Source organism: Streptosporangium sp. DT93, assembly GCF_049844535.1.
In the GTDB taxonomy this organism is placed as follows: Bacteria; Actinomycetota; Actinomycetes; order Streptosporangiales; family Streptosporangiaceae; genus Streptosporangium.
The window spans coordinates 328,296-343,510 of record NZ_JBNCLF010000006.1; the positions used below are offsets into that span (position 1 = coordinate 328,296).

The following is a 15,215-nucleotide window of genomic DNA, read 5'->3' on the forward strand; positions in this document are numbered from 1 at the left end:
CGCGGGGGCGGCCCGGCCGGCGATCGCGGACGTCGCCCGGCGGGCCCGTCCGGTCGTGCGCGCGGGGACGGCCCGGGGCGGCACCGGCGGCGGTGACGATCGACCGGGAACCATCGTGACCACCTCGTTCTCCGTACCTTCGCCCGGCTCCGTGCCGGTCAGCCCTTCCTTACCCTTTCGGACGTCCGAACACGGGCGGACGCAGGAAAAAAGGCACGGCGGGCAAAAAGGTGCGGCGGGCGGACGCGGGCAAAAGACCCGGTGGGGGGACGGGAACAGAAAAGTACGGCGGGCGGCCACCTCGCCGCCCGCCGTACCGGTCCGCCCTGGATGCTCCCGCCCACGGTGCCAGGGCCTCTCCCGCCCCCGGGTCCCCGGCGCCGAGATCACTCTCGGCGCCGGGGAGGCCCGGGGGCCGGGGAGCCTGTGCCCCGGAGAATCTCAGGGCCGGGAACCTCCTGATGTCACGGGCACGACACCTCGCCGCTGGAGGCCGGGACGTTCACCGCGCTCCAGGCGGCCTTGACCGCGTTGACCTCGACACAGCTTCCGGGGAAGAGCGACTTGGCGGCGGCCACGGTGGCCCGGCGCGCCTTGGCGTGCGTCCACGGGGCCGTCTTGGTGTTCAGGCCGGACTGGAAGATCTGGCCGGCCTTCTGGATGCCGATGCCGGTCAGGCTCGTCGGACCGGAGCAGACCGTGCTGGCGGGCTTGCCGACCGGGTTGGTGCCCTCGGCGAGCAGGTAGAACCAGTGGTTCTGCGGGCCCGCGGCCGAGTGCACCGGGGTGGAGGGGATGGAGGAGCTGTAGCAGTTCGGGTGCCCCTTGGCGGAGGGGTTGTACATGTTGCGGATCTCACCCGAGCCGGACAGGTTGACCTCCTCGCCCACCAGGTAGTCCGGCGGGTCGAGGGTGGCGGGCTGGTTGGCGTAGTGCTCGGTCAGCGCGCCGTAGATGTCACCGGTCGACTCGTTCAGGCCGCCGGACTCGTTGCCGCTGCCGCCGCCGCCGCTTCCGGAGTTCTGGAAGATGGCGTGGCCGTACTCGTGACCGACCACGTCCATCGGGGTGGCCTGCCGGGTGTTGGCCGAGTTGCGGCCGAAGCTGGTGTAGCTGCCGTTCCAGTAGGCGTTGACCGCGGTCAGGCCGACCCGGGTCGGGTAGGTGCTGCCCGAGCCGGTGACACCGTTGCGGCCCAGCCAGTTGCGGAGCATGTCCCACTGCTTCTGCGCCGCGTACATGGCGTCGACGCAGGCGGTCTCCAGGTTGGTGCCGGACCCGTTGCCCCAGTTGTTGGTCGTCTTGGTGTAGACGGCGCCGTTCTGGCCGCCACAGCGCAGGCCGGGACGGGTGGTGTCGGTCATCGAGTACGAGCTGCCCGACCCCGAGGTCTGGATGGTCACCGGGTTGCCGTTGTAGTAGCTGTTGCCGGTGCCGGCGCGGACGTCGTCGTAGGACTCGATGATCGACCCGTCGAGCGCGTCCACGAAGACGTGCAGGACGCTCGGGGCCTCCTTGGTGGCGCCGTTGACGACGACCTCCCAGGCCAGCTTGGGCGTCTCGGTGGTCGCGTGCACGACCAGCTCCGCGGCGCCCACGCTCTCCACGGTCGGGAGCTGCGCGCGGGCGGTGGCCGTCGCGGTGGCGGCGTCCACCTTGCTGGTGACATCGATCGCGATCTTGCTCTGCAGGCCCGAGTTCACCGAGCCGACCTGCTCGCCGAAGCGGTCGGTGGACACGACCACCTCACCGCCGTGCACCCGCAGGCCGCGGTAGCTACGCGAGTAGGTCAGGTACTGCAGACCCTTGACGCCCGAGACGTTGGCGGCCAGGTTGAACTTCTCGTTCGCTCCCTTGAGAGTGAGGTCCGCCCTGGCGGCCAGGGTCGCGTTGGCGGTCGCGACCGCCTGGGCACGGGCCTCGGCGCTCGGCGGCGCGTACGCCGGCGGCTCCGCGGAGATGGTGCGTCCGGCGTTGTCCGCCGGTGCGGTGGCGGCGTTCACCGCGGAGGGGGTGGTCAGTGCGGCGATGGCCAGTACGGCCATCGCGCCGACCTTGAGCTTAGAGTTCACGCGAGGTGACTCCTCTCGATGTTCCCTTGGGGGGTAGGAGGGATACAAGGAGCCCTGCAGGTGGGGGCTACCCCCATAAGCTGGCATCGGAAGAGCCGGACGAACACCTAACAAAATCCCATAACGCCGTGCTATGGACGCTTGTTCGGAACCTCCGGACGGTGTGTGCCCAGGTCACGGCGATGGACGCCCCCGCGCCGGCCGCTTTTCCTGCGCTGTTTTTCCCGGCTTTCCCTCCGCGCCGCCTTCCCGTGAACGTGGCGTGCGGGAAGTTTTCCGCGTATCGCCCTCTTTGTGGCGGGTCGCGCGGGTGACGTCCGGCCCCGCCGCGACATTCACTCCGGCGCCATTCACGGACCGGATTCACGCATTTCCCGCGGACCGGATTCGCATATCGCGCACGGGCCGAATTCACATATCGCGCACGGGCCGGGTCCACGTGTCACGTACAGGCCGGGTCCGTGTGTCGTGCACGGGCCGGGTTCGTGTGTCGTGCACGGGTGTGCGGCGCGGATTCGCGTGACCGCTCACGGGCGGGTCGCCGCTCACGGGTCTGGAAGGACAGGCTTCGCAGGTTTCCGGACCTCTGCGGCCCGCACTCCTTGGCGTCCGCCCGGCCGGGCGGGACGGTTGTCCCATGAACGAGACAGCACCGATTCACGGACCGGGCGAGACGGCACGGGACGGAGGCCAGGCCGCGAAGGGGGGCCGCCCGGCGGACGGTCGCGTCCGGTGGGGCCGGTTCGCCCGGCACTACGTCGAGATGATCATCGCGATGTTCGTCGGCATGTTCGTCCTGGGCATGCTGCTGAGTGCCGTCGGCCTCGGTTTCTCCCACGACCGGCAGCCCGAGCTCGCCTACCTGCTGATGGCGTTCGACATGTCCGTCGGCATGGCGGTCTGGATGCGCTACCGGGGGCACGGCTGGATCCCCACGCTGGAGATGTGCGCCGCCATGTTCGTCCCGGTCGTGCCGCTCTTCCCGCTGCTGTGGGCGGGCATCATCGACTCCGGGGGCTTGATGATGCTCGCGCACGTGGCGATGTTCCCCCTGATGCTGGCCGCGATGCTGTGGCGCCGCGACGAGTACGCCGGCTGCGGGGACCGGCACCACGGCGGGACCTGAGCACCGGCCGGGACCCGGGGGTGCGTGACCCCGGCCGGGACCTGAGTCCCCGCCGGGGACCCGGGGGCGCGGTCCCGGCCGGAACCTGAGCTCCGGCCGGGACCGGGAGGCGTGTGGTCCTGGCGGGGCCCTGAGCCCTGGCCGGGACCGGGGGCGCGTGGCCCCGGTGGGGCGGAAGGCCCTACCATCCACATGTGCAGAACGATGTTCTACGGGCCGGTCCGCTCTCCCGCGCGGCGCTCGCCGCCTTCTGGGTCTGTTCCGCGGCCCATCTGGTGCTGCTCGCCGTCGGGGACGGCCCGCTGAACTCCGTGACGAAGGCACTGCTGATGCCTCTGCTGGCGGCCTGGGTGCTGGCCCGGCGGGGGCCGCTCCCGCTGGTGGCGGCGCTCCTGCTGTCCTGGGGCGGGGACGTGGCACTGGACGTGGACGGGCTCTTCCTCGCCGGGATGGCCCTGTTCGCCGCCGCGCACGTGTGTTACGTGACCTTCTTCGTCCGGCGGGGGGCGTTCGCCGCGCTGCGCCGCCGCCCGCTGATCCCGGTGCTCTACGCCGTCCTGTGGGCGGGCCTGGTGGCGCTCCTTTGGCCCGGTCTGGGGGACCTGCGGCTGCCGGTGGCCGCGTACTCGCTGCTGCTGACCGCGACCGCGGTCACCGCCGCCGGCCTCGGCCCGCGGATCGGGGCGGGTGGCGCGCTGTTCCTGGTCTCCGACGCGCTGATCGCCTTCGGCCTGGCGGACCTTCCCCGGCCCCCGTCGGCCGACCTTGTGATCATGGCCACCTACATCGCGGGCCAGTACCTCCTGGCCTCGGGAATCGTCGCGCGCGAGGCGGAGCCGCAGCCCCTCGCCACCGGGGTGCCGCCCCGCCCGTGACCGGGGGAGCCGGCCAGGGGCAGGTGGCCGGGACGGCCGGGGTCGGGAGGCGTGGCGAGGTTGGGCCTTCTCAAGTGTCCGCGCGCCGGGTTATCAAGGGCTGCGGAGCCCGTGAACTCCCGCCCTCACGTCAGGCCGCCGGGAATCGTCCCGGACGCCTGTGCCCATCCACCCCGGAGTGGACGACATGCGACACGTGCGGCAAGTGATCATGCGAGTCCTCTGTGTCACGGCCGTGCTCGCGGCCACGCTCGGTGCCGGGCCCGCCCCGGCGGCCGCGGGCAATCGGCCGGCCGTGAGCGGCCGGGCGGCCGGACCGCCGGGCCCGTGGGGGGTCGCGCTCGTCGTCAACAGCTCCTCCACCACGACCGTCCAGCGCCAGCGGGGTACGTGGCCGTCCGAGTACAGGGTCGAGTCGTCCTTCGGGGAGCCCGGCGAGGTGCTGGTGAGGTTCCCGCGGATCGGCCTCGCCTCCGGCGGGGTCGCGCACGTCACGGCGGTGTCGAACTCCCCGGACTGGTGCCAGGTCCGCGGGTGGCGGCAGTCCGGCCCCGACGAGATCGTGGCGGTGCGATGCCACCGCCACGGCGCGGGCCAGGTCCTCGTCCCGTTCTACGTCGTCTTCGGGCACAGCGCCCAGCTCGTGCCCGCACACCAGGCGGCGTACGCCTACGTGCACTGGGACGGCTCCGCCGTGGCCGGGCGGTTCAACTCCTCGGCGGCGACCGCCGTGAACTCCGTCGCGAGGTCGGCGACGTCCCCGGGCGTGTGGCAGGTCGTCCTGCCGGGCCTGGGCACGACGGGTCTCGCCGGAAACATCCAGGTCACGGCGGTCGACGCGGCCGTACCGGCCCGCTGCAAGGTGGGCGGATGGACGCCGGCGGCCGCCGAGCAGAAGATCGTGGTGAGGTGCTTCGACGCGGCCGACGTACCGCTCGACACCGGGTGGAGCCTGACCTACCACCGCGCGCAGGCCGTCGTCGCGACGTACCCCCTCCTCCGCTCCGCCTACACCTTCGACAACGCGCCCACCACGGCCGGCCCCTACGTGCCGTCCCCGCAGGCCGTCAACCACAACTCCACGGGCGGGGGCCTCCAGCTCAGCCGCCCGCAGGCCGGCCGCAAGCAGGTCGTCCTCGGGGAGGTCGGCGGGTACACGGACAACGTCCAGGTCACCGCCGCGGGCCCCGGTCCCGCGTTCTGCAACCTGACGCGTGCCGCGGAGTTCCCCACGCCCTCTCCCGCGCACGCCTACATCCGGTACGTCGCCTGCTACCAGGGCACCATTCCGGTCGACCAGCACTCGATGATCACCTACTTCGTCCCGTACAACTGACCGCGGGACCGCGCGCGGAGGGTGATCCGGCCCGCCAGGGGGCGAACCGCTCTCCCGGGAGGACGATCCCGGCCCGCCGGGAGAGCGACCGCTCGCCCTCCCGGCACGGTCACCGCCGAGGGTCGTTCACGGCGGCGCGTACGCCCCCTCGGGGACGGGTGGTGAGGTCGCCCGCCCCGGAAAGGTGCCGGTCAGAGCCTCCTGTAGTACACGGTGACGGGAAGCGCGGTGCACCCGAGCTTCTCGTAGAGGGCCCTGGCGGGTGCGTGGAAGGGGTCGCCCCCGGTGCCGATCTCGACCACCTCGGCCCCGAGGGCCCGCATCCGGTCGAAGGCGTGCTCGCACAGCGCGGTGCCCGCGTGGTGCCGGCGGTGCCCGGCCGAGACGGCGAGGTGCGAGACGGTCCCGTTCCGGCGGGCCGGGTCGACGCTCCAGGCCACGTAGCCGACGACGACGTCGCCGATCTCGGCGACCGCGACGTAGGTGTGCCGGTCCGGGGCGTGGAGCCCGGCGACCTCCCGCCGGTAGTCGCCGCGCCAGTCGCCGTGCCGGCTGGCGAAGACGACCTCGCCCACCAGCGGGCGGAAGGAGTCCTCGTAGAACGGCCGGAACGTCTCGATGGTCAGTTCGGTGAGCCGCGCCAGGTCATGCCGGGCGAACGGACGGATGAGCATGGGAATGCGCCTTTCAGACTGAGGGCTTGATACCTGGATGAAAAAGGCATCGGTCGACCCGCTCACGTCCTGATGCAGACGGCGAGCCGACCCTCAGTGGCGGGTACGCCAAGCGGCGAAGCATTCCATGCCGTCACGATAACGGCCCGCCGCACAACGCGGCCACCGCACCGTCCCGTCCCCGCCCGGCCCCGAGCGCCTCGACGGCACCACTCGGACGACAGGTACCGGATCGACGACGTGACGACCGGCCGGAGAGGATCCCTCAGGACGACGGAGAGCGTGTGCCGAGGCTCCGGGTGAGTACGCGCACCTCGTCATGGAGTGTGCGCAGTTCCTCGGCCGCCGGGCCGAGTTCGTAGTCGTGGTGGTGGCAGGCGGCGCTTACGGCCCGGGACTCGTCCAGTCGTCCGGGGTGCTTCACAGACCGGGAACGCGGGGGAGTTCCCGGTGCCGCCGACGATGCGCGAGCGCCACATCGAGCAGCTCGGTTCCAGCGGGAGTTCTGGCCGGTCAGGGCCAGCTCGACGGCCTCGGCGAAGCTGGACTTGCCCGAGCCGTCGCGTCCGGTGACGACGATGAGCCCATTGCCCCGGGTAAGCCGGAGCCGGGCGGGCCGACCGATGCCCCGGAAACCCGCGACGGTGATCGACTGCAGGTAGATGCCGGCGGGGGAGGCGGATCCCGCCGGCGATGGCTCGCCAAGGGCTGAGAGCACCGGTTTCTTGACCTCGGCCGACGGGCCGGAGGCGGCCGGCCGGGTCTGAACACTGTCGTGAAGCGGAGTGTGTGCCGGGGAAGTGGACACGGGGATCTCCTGCCGAAGCGAGGTAGGGGCGATCAAGTCGCTGCTCAGTGCGATCGAGAGGGACGGTCTCGTGTGCCCACCCGGGACCGAGTTTCGGTGGATGCCCGCGGAAGGGCGAACCGTAGGCCGCCGCGACAGGGCGATACTCGCGAATGCCGTCAAGTGTCGTCACGTTACGTTTCCGGGTTTCGTCACTCTCCGTCAGAAGGGTAATCGTTCTGGTGAAATTTAAGTCATCGGAGACGTCATGACCTGCGTGAGCGAGATGAGTTCCTTGTGGTTGACATCGGTGAGATTAAAGATCAAATCTTGTGTGACTTTCTTTGGTTCATTAATCTCCGACAAGGTTGCCGGCTTTCGTGACAACGTCAGAGTGAAATCCATTCGACTCGTCGGAAAGGAAACTCATGACCTTTGGACGTCGCATGTCTGTTCTTGCCGTATCGTTGGCGGCCACCTTGGTGGCGTCGACCGCACCCGCTTCGGCGGACCTGTGGCCATGGGTGCAGGGAATTCCTCCGGACAAGACCGTGCACACCTACTGCTACACAACGTCAGTGGGAAGTGGTCTCAAGTCATACATTCCTGGTGCCATGAACTATCTGGCGGACAACACCGATGTCGAGGGCACGTATCTGGAGTCTCCCTGCGATATTCAAAACTCCAACGGTCCCGGAGGGGATCCGGCGACGGACGCCGCCTGGTTCCAGGTCTGGGTGGATGACGCGTACGGCCAGGTGGAGTGCAAGGTGAGGACGGCATCCCAGCCGGGATGGTGTGACCAGTGGCATGTCAGGATCAACAACGAGACGATCGACGCCTCGGCCGATCCTCACCACCAGTACATCAAGACGGTCTGCCACGAACTCGGGCACTCGGTCGGACTCGCACACTACAATCCGACCCTCAATCCTCCGGATGTCCCGGGTGCGGTAGGTCAGCCTCATGACTGTCAGGCGAGTGGATCCGTGACGAGCGCAAACCTTCCCGGGGCCGCCGGGTCGTGGACATGGCAATACAACCAGCACCACAAAGACCACATCAACGCCTGGTTCTAGACCGAAGGGAAGGCAGCGATGAGAAAGCGTTCCGGCGTTACCGCCCTATTGGCAGCCGCTCTGCTGCTCACCGGGTGTGCGGTTCACGAGAACGAAGGAAAAATAGCCGAGGCGTCGCCCGGTCACGGTCACGAGGGTGACGCCGGGCAATCGATCCGAGGATCTCTGGACGTGTCCGTTCTCCGCGGGTCCGAAGCGGACTATGATTTCGCGCCCTCGCCGGAGGCTCTGGCCGGAAGGCGCCCCATTGTGGCGGCCGGAGTGGTGGAAGGCTGGCAGCAGGGGCCCGTACTGGAAACCTACAAGGGTGGTCCTCTCGATTATCGTGTGGTGCTGAAGGTCAGGGTGACGGACGCGCTCAAGGGCGTGAAGGGGCGGACGTCCATGCCCGCGAACCTGGCCTTCGTCGAGCTCGACCAGGGCGCGGTCATCCGGGATGACTCCCTCACACCCGAGAAGTGGAAGCCTGAAAGGTCGGTGCGGGACTTCGCGGCATCGATTCCGCCCGGGACGAAGGTCATGATCTTCCCGACGGAGCGGCCGGCGCACGAGCAGAAGGTTCTTGACGAGGGAGAACGGCTTCCGGCGCGTGCGCGCCTGATGAGCGTTCCACCACAGGGCCTGGTCTTCGAAGACCCTCTCCTGGCCCAGCAGAAGTCGGGTCGGTCCGCGCTCGTCGGTGGCAAGGAACCGCTGCAAGTCGCCGGGCGGTCACCGTGGCTGGAGCCGAAGAACATGAGCGAACTGGTCGACCGGCTGAGAAGCAAGGGCTTCTCGGAGTAGAGGAACAATCCGTCGGGTGTGATCGGCAGGCTTGTGGCCGGGCACACCCGACGGCATGCGCGGAGATCCGTTCGCTTCGCGGGCGAGGTGTGAGACCGGCCTGACGGGGCGACCCGGGGAGGAGCCGTACCTCCAACCGTCACAGAGGACGATCGGTGACACGGATCGCGTTCGTCCCGGTGCCGAGGCCGCCCCCGGCCTGAGAGGCAGGGAAGGGCGGACAGATGCTCGAGCGGGTGGGCAGAGCGAAGACGACGGCCTTGCCGGGGGTGCCGGTGCTGTGGGTCGCGGTGGGGTGGACGTGGCACCGCCCCCGGGAGAGCCGGTGGGCCAGGAGCAGGCCGCGGCCGTTCTCGGCGAGCAGGGGCAGGCCGATCTCCTCCACCGAATCGAGGAGATCGAGGATGATACGAACCTCGCGGAGGTCGGGGTCGCCGTCGACGACCTCGCACCAGGCGGGGACGCCGTCCAGGCTGACGACGCGCAGCTCGTACGGGGGACGGGCGTGCCTCTCGGCATTGGCGGCCAGCTCGGCCGCGACGACCTCCGCGTCGCCGACGGCCTCGTCGTCCAGCCCTGCCTCCCGGAGCACCTCCCGGACCACGGCGCGGGCGTGACGCGCGGCCGAGCCGGGCCGAAGAACCGTGACCAGCACGCGAACGTCGCCGTTTCTCACCGCGCCGGCGTCCCGTCCCGACGGCCCGGCGCTGCCTCCGTCCTGGGCTTCCGGGGAGATCCGATCCTCGGTGTGGTGGCCGTGAGCACCCTGGGGAATGCCGCCGGATGGCCGCATGAGCACGCTCCGTTCGCTGCCGGTGACCGTGGACAGCAGGAAACGCGACGGGCGCACAGCGGGGAACGCCGCGCCCCGCTCGTTCGGCGCGACCCCGGGAACGAGGTGTCCCGCATGGCCGGTCCCTGGTCGTTCTCCCAGGACAGGCGGTCACGCGAGGTCAAACGCGGTACGACCGGAACACGTGCGAACGTGGGGGGGAGGGCGAGTGGACGAGTACAGGGTCACGGCTCGGCGGTCGGGTGGCTGGTGGGCGCTTGAGGTCGAACGGCCGGGGTTGCGACGTCCCGCGCACACCCAGGTGCGTTTCTTCGATCGGGCCGAGGAGACGGTCCGGGATCTGCTCGCGCTTCACTTCGACACCGGGGTGAACGGCCGGCCCGCCGCCTCCTGGCGGATCGAGGTGGTCGATCCCTGGTCGTTTCCCGTTGCGGGGTGGTGAACGGCACCCTTCCGCGATCACAATGAGTGGTCGTTCGGCTACTACGGAGGGTGTCATGGGCGGGCAACGGAGCCGTAAGGAGCGTCCCGAGATCCTGGCCGGTCACGGGCTGTGGCGACGACTCCCCGGCGGCTACCGTGAGATCGGCCGCGCTTCTGTGGAGGTTGGAGATGGACCCGTCCCGGCGTCACCTGCTGGCCTCGCTGCCGTTCGTCCCCGGGGCCCTGGGCGAGTGGCTGGTCTCCTGGAGCTACGGCACCCCGGCCTCGTCAGCCTCCCGGGCGGGCGGGCGCGCGGTGGGCCTCGCCGACGTGGCGCGGATCAACGAGGCGCAGACGGTGTTCGGTCAGCTCGACCAGCGGTTCGGGGCCGGGCTGGTGCGCCCGGTGGTGGTCAAGTACCTGAACGAGAGCGTGACACCGCTGCTGCGGGGCCGCTACGACGAGCGGGTGGGCTCGGAGCTGATGACGGCCGCGGCCGGGATGACCTGGCTGGCGGGCTGGACGGCCTTCGACCTGAACCGGCACGGCCAGGCGCAGCAGCACTTCGGCCAGGCGCTGCGGCTGGCCAAGAACGCCGGCGACCCGCTGACCGGCGCCTGGGTGCTGGCGACGCTGACCCGGCAGGCGATCCACCTGGAGCAGGGGGCCTGGGCTGTGTGGCTGGCCCGAGCCGCCGTCGACACGGCCCGCCGGGCCGAGGCGCCCCCACATGTCATGGCGTTGACGCTGGTCCGAGAGGCCTGGGCGACGGCCTTGCGGGCGCGGTCGGCCGAGACTCCGGACCGGCACACCGTCAAGCAGATCGAACGGCTGATCACCGAGGCCGAGCGACTCTATGCCCGAGGGGTCAGCGATCGTGATCCTGAATGGATCGGCAGATACGAGGAAGCGGAGCTGAACGCCCAGGTGGGTCGCTGCTGGAGCATGCTCGGCGAACACCGGAGAGCGGTGGGCCCCGCCGAGGCGGCCGTGGTCGAGTTCGGTGAGCGGATTCCCCGGACCGCGCAGTTCAACCGGATACACGCCGCCGAGGCGTACCTCGGTATGGGGGAGCTGGAACAGGCCCTCGCCTCCGCCCGCGCCGCGATCCCGGCGACCAAGACGCTGACCTCCGCCCGCACGGTGGAGCTCGCCCGCCGGTTCGCCGGTCGGCTTGAGCCGTACGGGGACAGTGTGATGGTCCGGGAGTTCCGTGATCACCTGGACCGGGAGCTGGCCGCCTGACCAGGCGTGGACGTGAGACCGTCGTTCGTGGGCGGTGATCCGATCACTGGGAGTCGCCCTCCAGGGTGCTCATGGTGGACGCCACGGACGACCTCTCGACGGTGGAGCGGTCCTGGTCCCCGAGCCCGGCACGGTCACCGTCCAGGCCGACGACGTCGTGACCCCGCTGCCCCCCGCCGGCGGTCCGGCCGCGCGGGTGAGGGCCGATGACGGATCACGCGCGCGGCCGGGGACGTCTCCACGATCGGATCACCGGCCGGGTGGCGATACCTCGGCGGGGCGACCGCGGTGAGGGTGTCGCGCGGCGGTGGCGGGGTACCCCATTCAAGGGAAAAGCCCAGCTCACATACTTGATCCGCTCGGGAAGGACGTGGGCGATGCCGCTGAGACGGCCCGGTCGCACCGGGCGCGGAAGCAGGGACCTGGAGATCAATCCGATCTTCAGCCGGGAGCCTCTCAGGGTCCCGCGCCACGCCATGCCGGCCGGGGAGATGGAACCGGACACGGCCTACCAGCTGGTCCACGACGAGTTGATGCTGGACGGCAACGCGCGGCTGAACCTCGCGACGTTCGTGACCACCTGGGCGGAGCCGCAGGCGCTGAGGCTGATGGCCGAGTGCGTCGAGAAGAACATGATCGACAAGGACGAGTATCCGCAGACCGCCGAGCTGGAGACGCGGTGCGTGGACATCCTCGCCAGGCTCTGGCACGCCGAGGCCCCCCACCGCGCGACGGGCTGCTCGACGACCGGGTCGAGCGAGGCGGCCATGCTGGGCGGCCTGGCGCTCAAGCGGCGCTGGCGGCGACGGCGTCGCTCGGAGGGCCGCCCCGACGACCGGCCCAACCTCGTCATGGGCGTCAACGTGCAGATCTGCTGGGACAAGTTCGCCGACTACTTCGACGTCGAACCCCGCTACGTGCCCATGGAGGGCGATCGGTACCACCTGACCCCGCAGACCGCGGTCGAGTCGTGCGACGAGAACACCATCGGGGTCGTGGCCGTCCTGGGCTCCACCTACGACGGCAGCTACGAGCCCGTCGCGGACATCGCCGCGGCCCTGGACGACCTGCAGGCCCGCACCGGGCTCGACGTGCCGATCCACGTGGACGGCGCCTCCGGCGCGATGATCGCGCCCTTCCTCGACCCCGACCTGCTCTGGGACTTCCGGGTGCCGCGGGTGGCGTCGATCAACACGTCCGGGCACAAGTACGGGCTGGTGATGCCCGGGGTGGGCTGGGTGCTGTGGCGCGACTCCGAGGCGCTCCCCGACGACCTGGTCTTCCATGTCAACTACCTCGGCGGGGACATGCCGACCTTCGCGCTGAACTTCTCCCGGCCGGGCGCCCAGGTGGTCGCCCAGTACTACAACTTCCTGCGGCTGGGCTTCGACGGCTACCGCCGGGTGCAGCGGACCTGCCGGGACGTGGCGACCCGCCTGGCCGGGGAGATCGCCCGGCTGGGCCCCTTCGAGCCGATCACCGACGGCGGCCAGACCCCGGTGTTCGCCTTCCGGGTACGCGAGGGAGCCGACGACTTCACGGTCTTCGACGTCTCCGCCGCGCTGCGCGAGCGCGGATGGCTGGTGCCCGCCTACACCTTTCCCGAGAACCGCACGGACCTGGCGGTACTGCGCGTCGTCGTCCGCAACGGCTTCAGCCATGACCTGGCCGATCTGCTGATGGAGGACCTGCGCAGGGTCCTGCCCCGCCTGGAGGGCGGCCGGGGCGGCCCGCACCGCACCGCCGAGGACGCCGGAGGCTTCGCGCACGGCGCCGAGGCGCGGAGGTCGCGGCACCACGGCTGACGACTGACGCCTCCGGGCCGGGTACGGCCGCAGCGCAGGTGAGGAAGAGGGGGATCGAGATGTGCCGTCTGTTCGGCCTGAGCAGCGCGCCCCGGCGTACGCGTGCCACCTTCTGGCTGCTGGACGCCCCCGACAGCCTGGCCCGCCAGAGCCATCGCGACCCCGACGGGACCGGGCTGGGCCACTTCGACGCCGACGGCACCCCGCATGTGCACAAGGCTCCCATCGCGGCCTACGAGGACCGGCGTTTCGCCGAGGAGGCCAAGGAGGTGGAGTCCGCCACGTTCCTGGCGCACATCCGTTTCGCCTCCACCGGCGGCCTGGAGAGGCGCAACACGCATCCCTTCCTGCAGGACGGGCGGCTCTTCGCCCACAACGGGGTGATCGAGGGCCTGGACGACCTCGACGCGGAGCTGGGGAAGGACGGGGAACGGGTCCGGGGGGAGACCGACTCGGAGCGCTTCTTCGCGCTGATCACCCGTGAGATCAGGGCGCACGGCGGCGACGTCGCCGCCGGCATCGAGAGCGCCGCGCGCTGGGTCGCCGGGAACCTGCCCGTCTACGCGCTCAACCTGGTCCTCATCACGCCGCGGGACCTGTGGGCGCTGCGCTATCCCGACACCCACGAGCTCTACGTGCTCCGGCGTGCCGCCGGTGGGCAGCACGGCGTCCGGCACCTCGATCACAGTGGTGACGGCGACCGGATGCGCGTCCGATCCCGCGACCTGGCGGGCGCCTCCGCGTCCGTGGTCGCCAGTGAACGCATGGACGACCATCCCGGGTGGCGCCCGATGGAGCCCGGCGAGCTGTTCCACGTCGGGCCGGACCTCACCCCCGTCCGCCGGGTCGTGCTGCCGGAGGAGCCGGCCCACCGGCTGGGGCTCGCCGACCTGCGCCCGGAGGCCGCCGCCTCGCAGCGCACCGACTGAGCCCGACGCCGGTCGAGCCCGACGCCGGCCGGGTCCGACGCCGGCCGGGTCCGACGCGGGACCTACCCGGTGGACGGCTTCGCGCAGGACGAGCGCTGGATGAGCTGGGCGCCCACCCGGTAGGCCCGGCCCGTCCGCCCGGCCTGCACCAGGGCCGCCGACCGGCCGGTCCGTTCGATCTGCTGGAGCAGCAGGTTCATGGCGAGATCACCGAGCTCACCGGCCCCGTTGTCGACGACGGTGATGGGCGGCTGCCACCAGCGCAGCCAGGGGATGTCCTCGTAGCAGATCAGCGAGAGCTGCCGGGGGATGACGACGCCGGCGCCGACGAGGGTGGGCAGCATGCCGAACACGGCCTCGTGGTTGGCGGCGAACAGTGCCGTCATTCCCGGGTTGCGGCGCAGCAGCCGCTCCGTCGCCTCGGAGCCGAAGGCGGAGTCGAACGGCCCGCGCTCGACGAGGGAGTCCTCGACCTGACGGCCGCGTTCCCTCAGTGCCTGCTCGTAGCCGGCGAACCGCTCCAGGCCGGAGTTGGCGCTCATCAGGCCGCCGATGAAGCCGATCCGCTCGTGGCCCAGGTCGAGCAGGTGCGAGGTGGCCGCGTGGGCGCCCTCGCGGTCGGAGGCGAGGACCGACGGCGCGGCGCTCTCGGCGGCGGCGCGGATGACGTTGACGACGCCGATGCCCTCGGCGAGCAGCGCGTTGGCCATGGCCGTGTTCCTGCCCGTGCCCACCATGATCAGCCCGTCCACGCCGTGCGCGGCGAGGGTCCGCAGGAAGGACTCCTCCCGCCGCGGGTCCGCGTCGGTGATGCAGAGCATCACCTGGTAGCCCTCGGCCGCGGCGCGGCGCTGCACGACCTCGGCGATGGTGTGGAAGGAGGCGTTGATGAGGTTGTTCAGCACCAGCCCCACGACGTGGGACTGCTTGGAACGCAGTGCGCTGGCCGCCCGGTTGAGGCGGTAGCCCATCCGGTCCGCGATCTCCTTCACCGCCGCCCGGGTCTCCGAGGCGATCAGCGGTGAGCCGCTCAGGGCACGGGAGGCCGTGCTGCGTGACACCCCGGCCGCGGCGGCGACGTCCTTCAGCGTGATCGCCATCGTCCTTCTTTCTGGGATCGATCCCATCCAGAGGGAAATTTTGCCACAAGATCATGGCCTCTTGGTGGGGCGTCGCAGAATTCGTGCAGGTTAAAAACAGATTTTGGCCTTGACCTGAATCTCCCGGGTGCTGCAACCTAATGCAAGCGATCCCAAAAAATGACTACATCATTGATCTCCGGGAGCCC

At 70.4% G+C, this 15,215-nt stretch carries 14 protein-coding genes; 9 read left to right on the forward strand and 5 right to left on the reverse strand.

Going from position 1 to position 15,215, the window contains the following annotated elements; genetic code table 11:
- Window positions 1-464 precede the first annotated feature (464 nt).
- Window positions 465-2,072, reverse strand: coding sequence for a M4 family metallopeptidase (locus ACLQ2R_RS16210; protein WP_425960324.1), 1,608 nt, complete (start codon window positions 2,070-2,072; stop codon window positions 465-467).
- 637 nt (window positions 2,073-2,709) lie between these two features.
- On the opposite strand from ACLQ2R_RS16210, the gene ACLQ2R_RS16215 reads away from it, so the two are divergent.
- From ACLQ2R_RS16215 to ACLQ2R_RS16225, 3 genes are all read left to right on the forward strand, one after another.
- Window positions 2,710-3,198: a hypothetical protein gene (locus ACLQ2R_RS16215; protein WP_425960326.1), complete on the forward strand. Its 489-nt coding sequence runs from the start codon at window positions 2,710-2,712 to the stop codon at window positions 3,196-3,198.
- Between the two features lie 194 nt (window positions 3,199-3,392).
- Window positions 3,393-4,073 carry a lysoplasmalogenase gene (locus tag ACLQ2R_RS16220; RefSeq protein WP_425960327.1) on the forward strand — a complete coding sequence of 227 codons (681 nt, stop codon included), beginning with the start codon at window positions 3,393-3,395 and terminating at the stop codon, window positions 4,071-4,073.
- Between the two features lie 211 nt (window positions 4,074-4,284).
- The gene (locus tag ACLQ2R_RS16225) at window positions 4,285-5,409 is read left to right on the forward strand and encodes a hypothetical protein (RefSeq protein ID WP_425960328.1); all 1,125 of its coding nucleotides are present in this window, start codon (window positions 4,285-4,287) and stop codon (window positions 5,407-5,409) included.
- A 191-nt stretch (window positions 5,410-5,600) separates the two neighbouring features.
- Here ACLQ2R_RS16225 and ACLQ2R_RS16230 read toward each other — a convergent pair whose 3' ends face one another.
- Both ACLQ2R_RS16230 and ACLQ2R_RS16235 read right to left on the reverse strand, forming a co-directional pair.
- Window positions 5,601-6,083: a GNAT family N-acetyltransferase gene (locus ACLQ2R_RS16230; protein ID WP_425960329.1), complete on the reverse strand. Its 483-nt coding sequence runs from the start codon at window positions 6,081-6,083 to the stop codon at window positions 5,601-5,603.
- Between the two features lie 265 nt (window positions 6,084-6,348).
- On the reverse strand, window positions 6,349-6,891 hold the full coding sequence (locus ACLQ2R_RS16235; RefSeq protein WP_425960331.1) for an AAA family ATPase: 543 nt from the start codon (window positions 6,889-6,891) through the stop codon (window positions 6,349-6,351).
- Window positions 6,892-7,298: 407 nt separating this feature from the next.
- Here ACLQ2R_RS16235 and ACLQ2R_RS16240 point away from each other — a divergent pair, with 407 nt between their 5' ends.
- The gene (locus ACLQ2R_RS16240; RefSeq protein WP_425960333.1) at window positions 7,299-7,949 is read left to right on the forward strand and encodes a hypothetical protein; all 651 of its coding nucleotides are present in this window, start codon (window positions 7,299-7,301) and stop codon (window positions 7,947-7,949) included.
- Window positions 7,950-7,967: 18 nt separating this feature from the next.
- Window positions 7,968-8,732 (forward strand): hypothetical protein, encoded by a 765-nt coding sequence (locus ACLQ2R_RS16245; RefSeq protein WP_425960334.1) that lies wholly within the window; start codon window positions 7,968-7,970, stop codon window positions 8,730-8,732.
- 139 nt (window positions 8,733-8,871) lie between these two features.
- On the opposite strand, the gene ACLQ2R_RS16250 is transcribed toward ACLQ2R_RS16245, so the two are convergent.
- Window positions 8,872-9,582: an ATP-binding protein gene (locus ACLQ2R_RS16250; protein ID WP_425960335.1), complete on the reverse strand. Its 711-nt coding sequence runs from the start codon at window positions 9,580-9,582 to the stop codon at window positions 8,872-8,874.
- A 151-nt stretch (window positions 9,583-9,733) separates the two neighbouring features.
- Between ACLQ2R_RS16250 and ACLQ2R_RS16255 the strand changes: the two genes are divergently transcribed.
- The 4 genes from ACLQ2R_RS16255 (at window position 9,734) to ACLQ2R_RS16270 (ending at window position 13,927) form a co-directional block, all read left to right on the forward strand.
- Window positions 9,734-9,967 (forward strand): hypothetical protein, encoded by a 234-nt coding sequence (locus ACLQ2R_RS16255; RefSeq protein ID WP_425960337.1) that lies wholly within the window; start codon window positions 9,734-9,736, stop codon window positions 9,965-9,967.
- Between the two features lie 170 nt (window positions 9,968-10,137).
- A complete protein-coding gene (locus ACLQ2R_RS16260) occupies window positions 10,138-11,193 on the forward strand; it encodes a hypothetical protein (RefSeq protein ID WP_425960338.1) in 1,056 nt (351 codons plus the stop codon).
- A 377-nt stretch (window positions 11,194-11,570) separates the two neighbouring features.
- Entirely contained in the window at window positions 11,571-12,998 is a 1,428-nt protein-coding gene (locus tag ACLQ2R_RS16265; protein WP_425960340.1) for a glutamate decarboxylase, read from the forward strand.
- A 59-nt stretch (window positions 12,999-13,057) separates the two neighbouring features.
- Entirely contained in the window at window positions 13,058-13,927 is an 870-nt protein-coding gene (locus ACLQ2R_RS16270; RefSeq protein WP_425960342.1) for a class II glutamine amidotransferase, read from the forward strand.
- A 62-nt stretch (window positions 13,928-13,989) separates the two neighbouring features.
- Here the strand turns inward: ACLQ2R_RS16270 and ACLQ2R_RS16275 are convergent, their stop codons facing one another.
- Entirely contained in the window at window positions 13,990-15,027 is a 1,038-nt protein-coding gene (locus ACLQ2R_RS16275) for a LacI family DNA-binding transcriptional regulator (protein ID WP_425960343.1), read from the reverse strand.
- Window positions 15,028-15,215 lie beyond the last annotated feature (188 nt).

Coding starts and splice junctions, on each gene's coding strand:
- ACLQ2R_RS16215 (WP_425960326.1), top strand. CDS start 2,710: ATGAACGAGACAGCACCGATTCACGGACCGGGCGAGACGGCACGGGAC.
- ACLQ2R_RS16225 (WP_425960328.1), top strand. CDS start 4,285: ATGCGAGTCCTCTGTGTCACGGCCGTGCTCGCGGCCACGCTCGGTGCC.
- ACLQ2R_RS16230 (WP_425960329.1), bottom strand. CDS start 6,083: ATGCTCATCCGTCCGTTCGCCCGGCATGACCTGGCGCGGCTCACCGAA.
- ACLQ2R_RS16240 (WP_425960333.1), top strand. CDS start 7,299: ATGACCTTTGGACGTCGCATGTCTGTTCTTGCCGTATCGTTGGCGGCC.
- ACLQ2R_RS16245 (WP_425960334.1), top strand. CDS start 7,968: ATGAGAAAGCGTTCCGGCGTTACCGCCCTATTGGCAGCCGCTCTGCTG.
- ACLQ2R_RS16260 (WP_425960338.1), top strand. CDS start 10,138: ATGGACCCGTCCCGGCGTCACCTGCTGGCCTCGCTGCCGTTCGTCCCC.
- ACLQ2R_RS16265 (WP_425960340.1), top strand. CDS start 11,571: ATGCCGCTGAGACGGCCCGGTCGCACCGGGCGCGGAAGCAGGGACCTG.
- ACLQ2R_RS16270 (WP_425960342.1), top strand. CDS start 13,058: ATGTGCCGTCTGTTCGGCCTGAGCAGCGCGCCCCGGCGTACGCGTGCC.
- ACLQ2R_RS16275 (WP_425960343.1), bottom strand. CDS start 15,027: ATGGCGATCACGCTGAAGGACGTCGCCGCCGCGGCCGGGGTGTCACGC.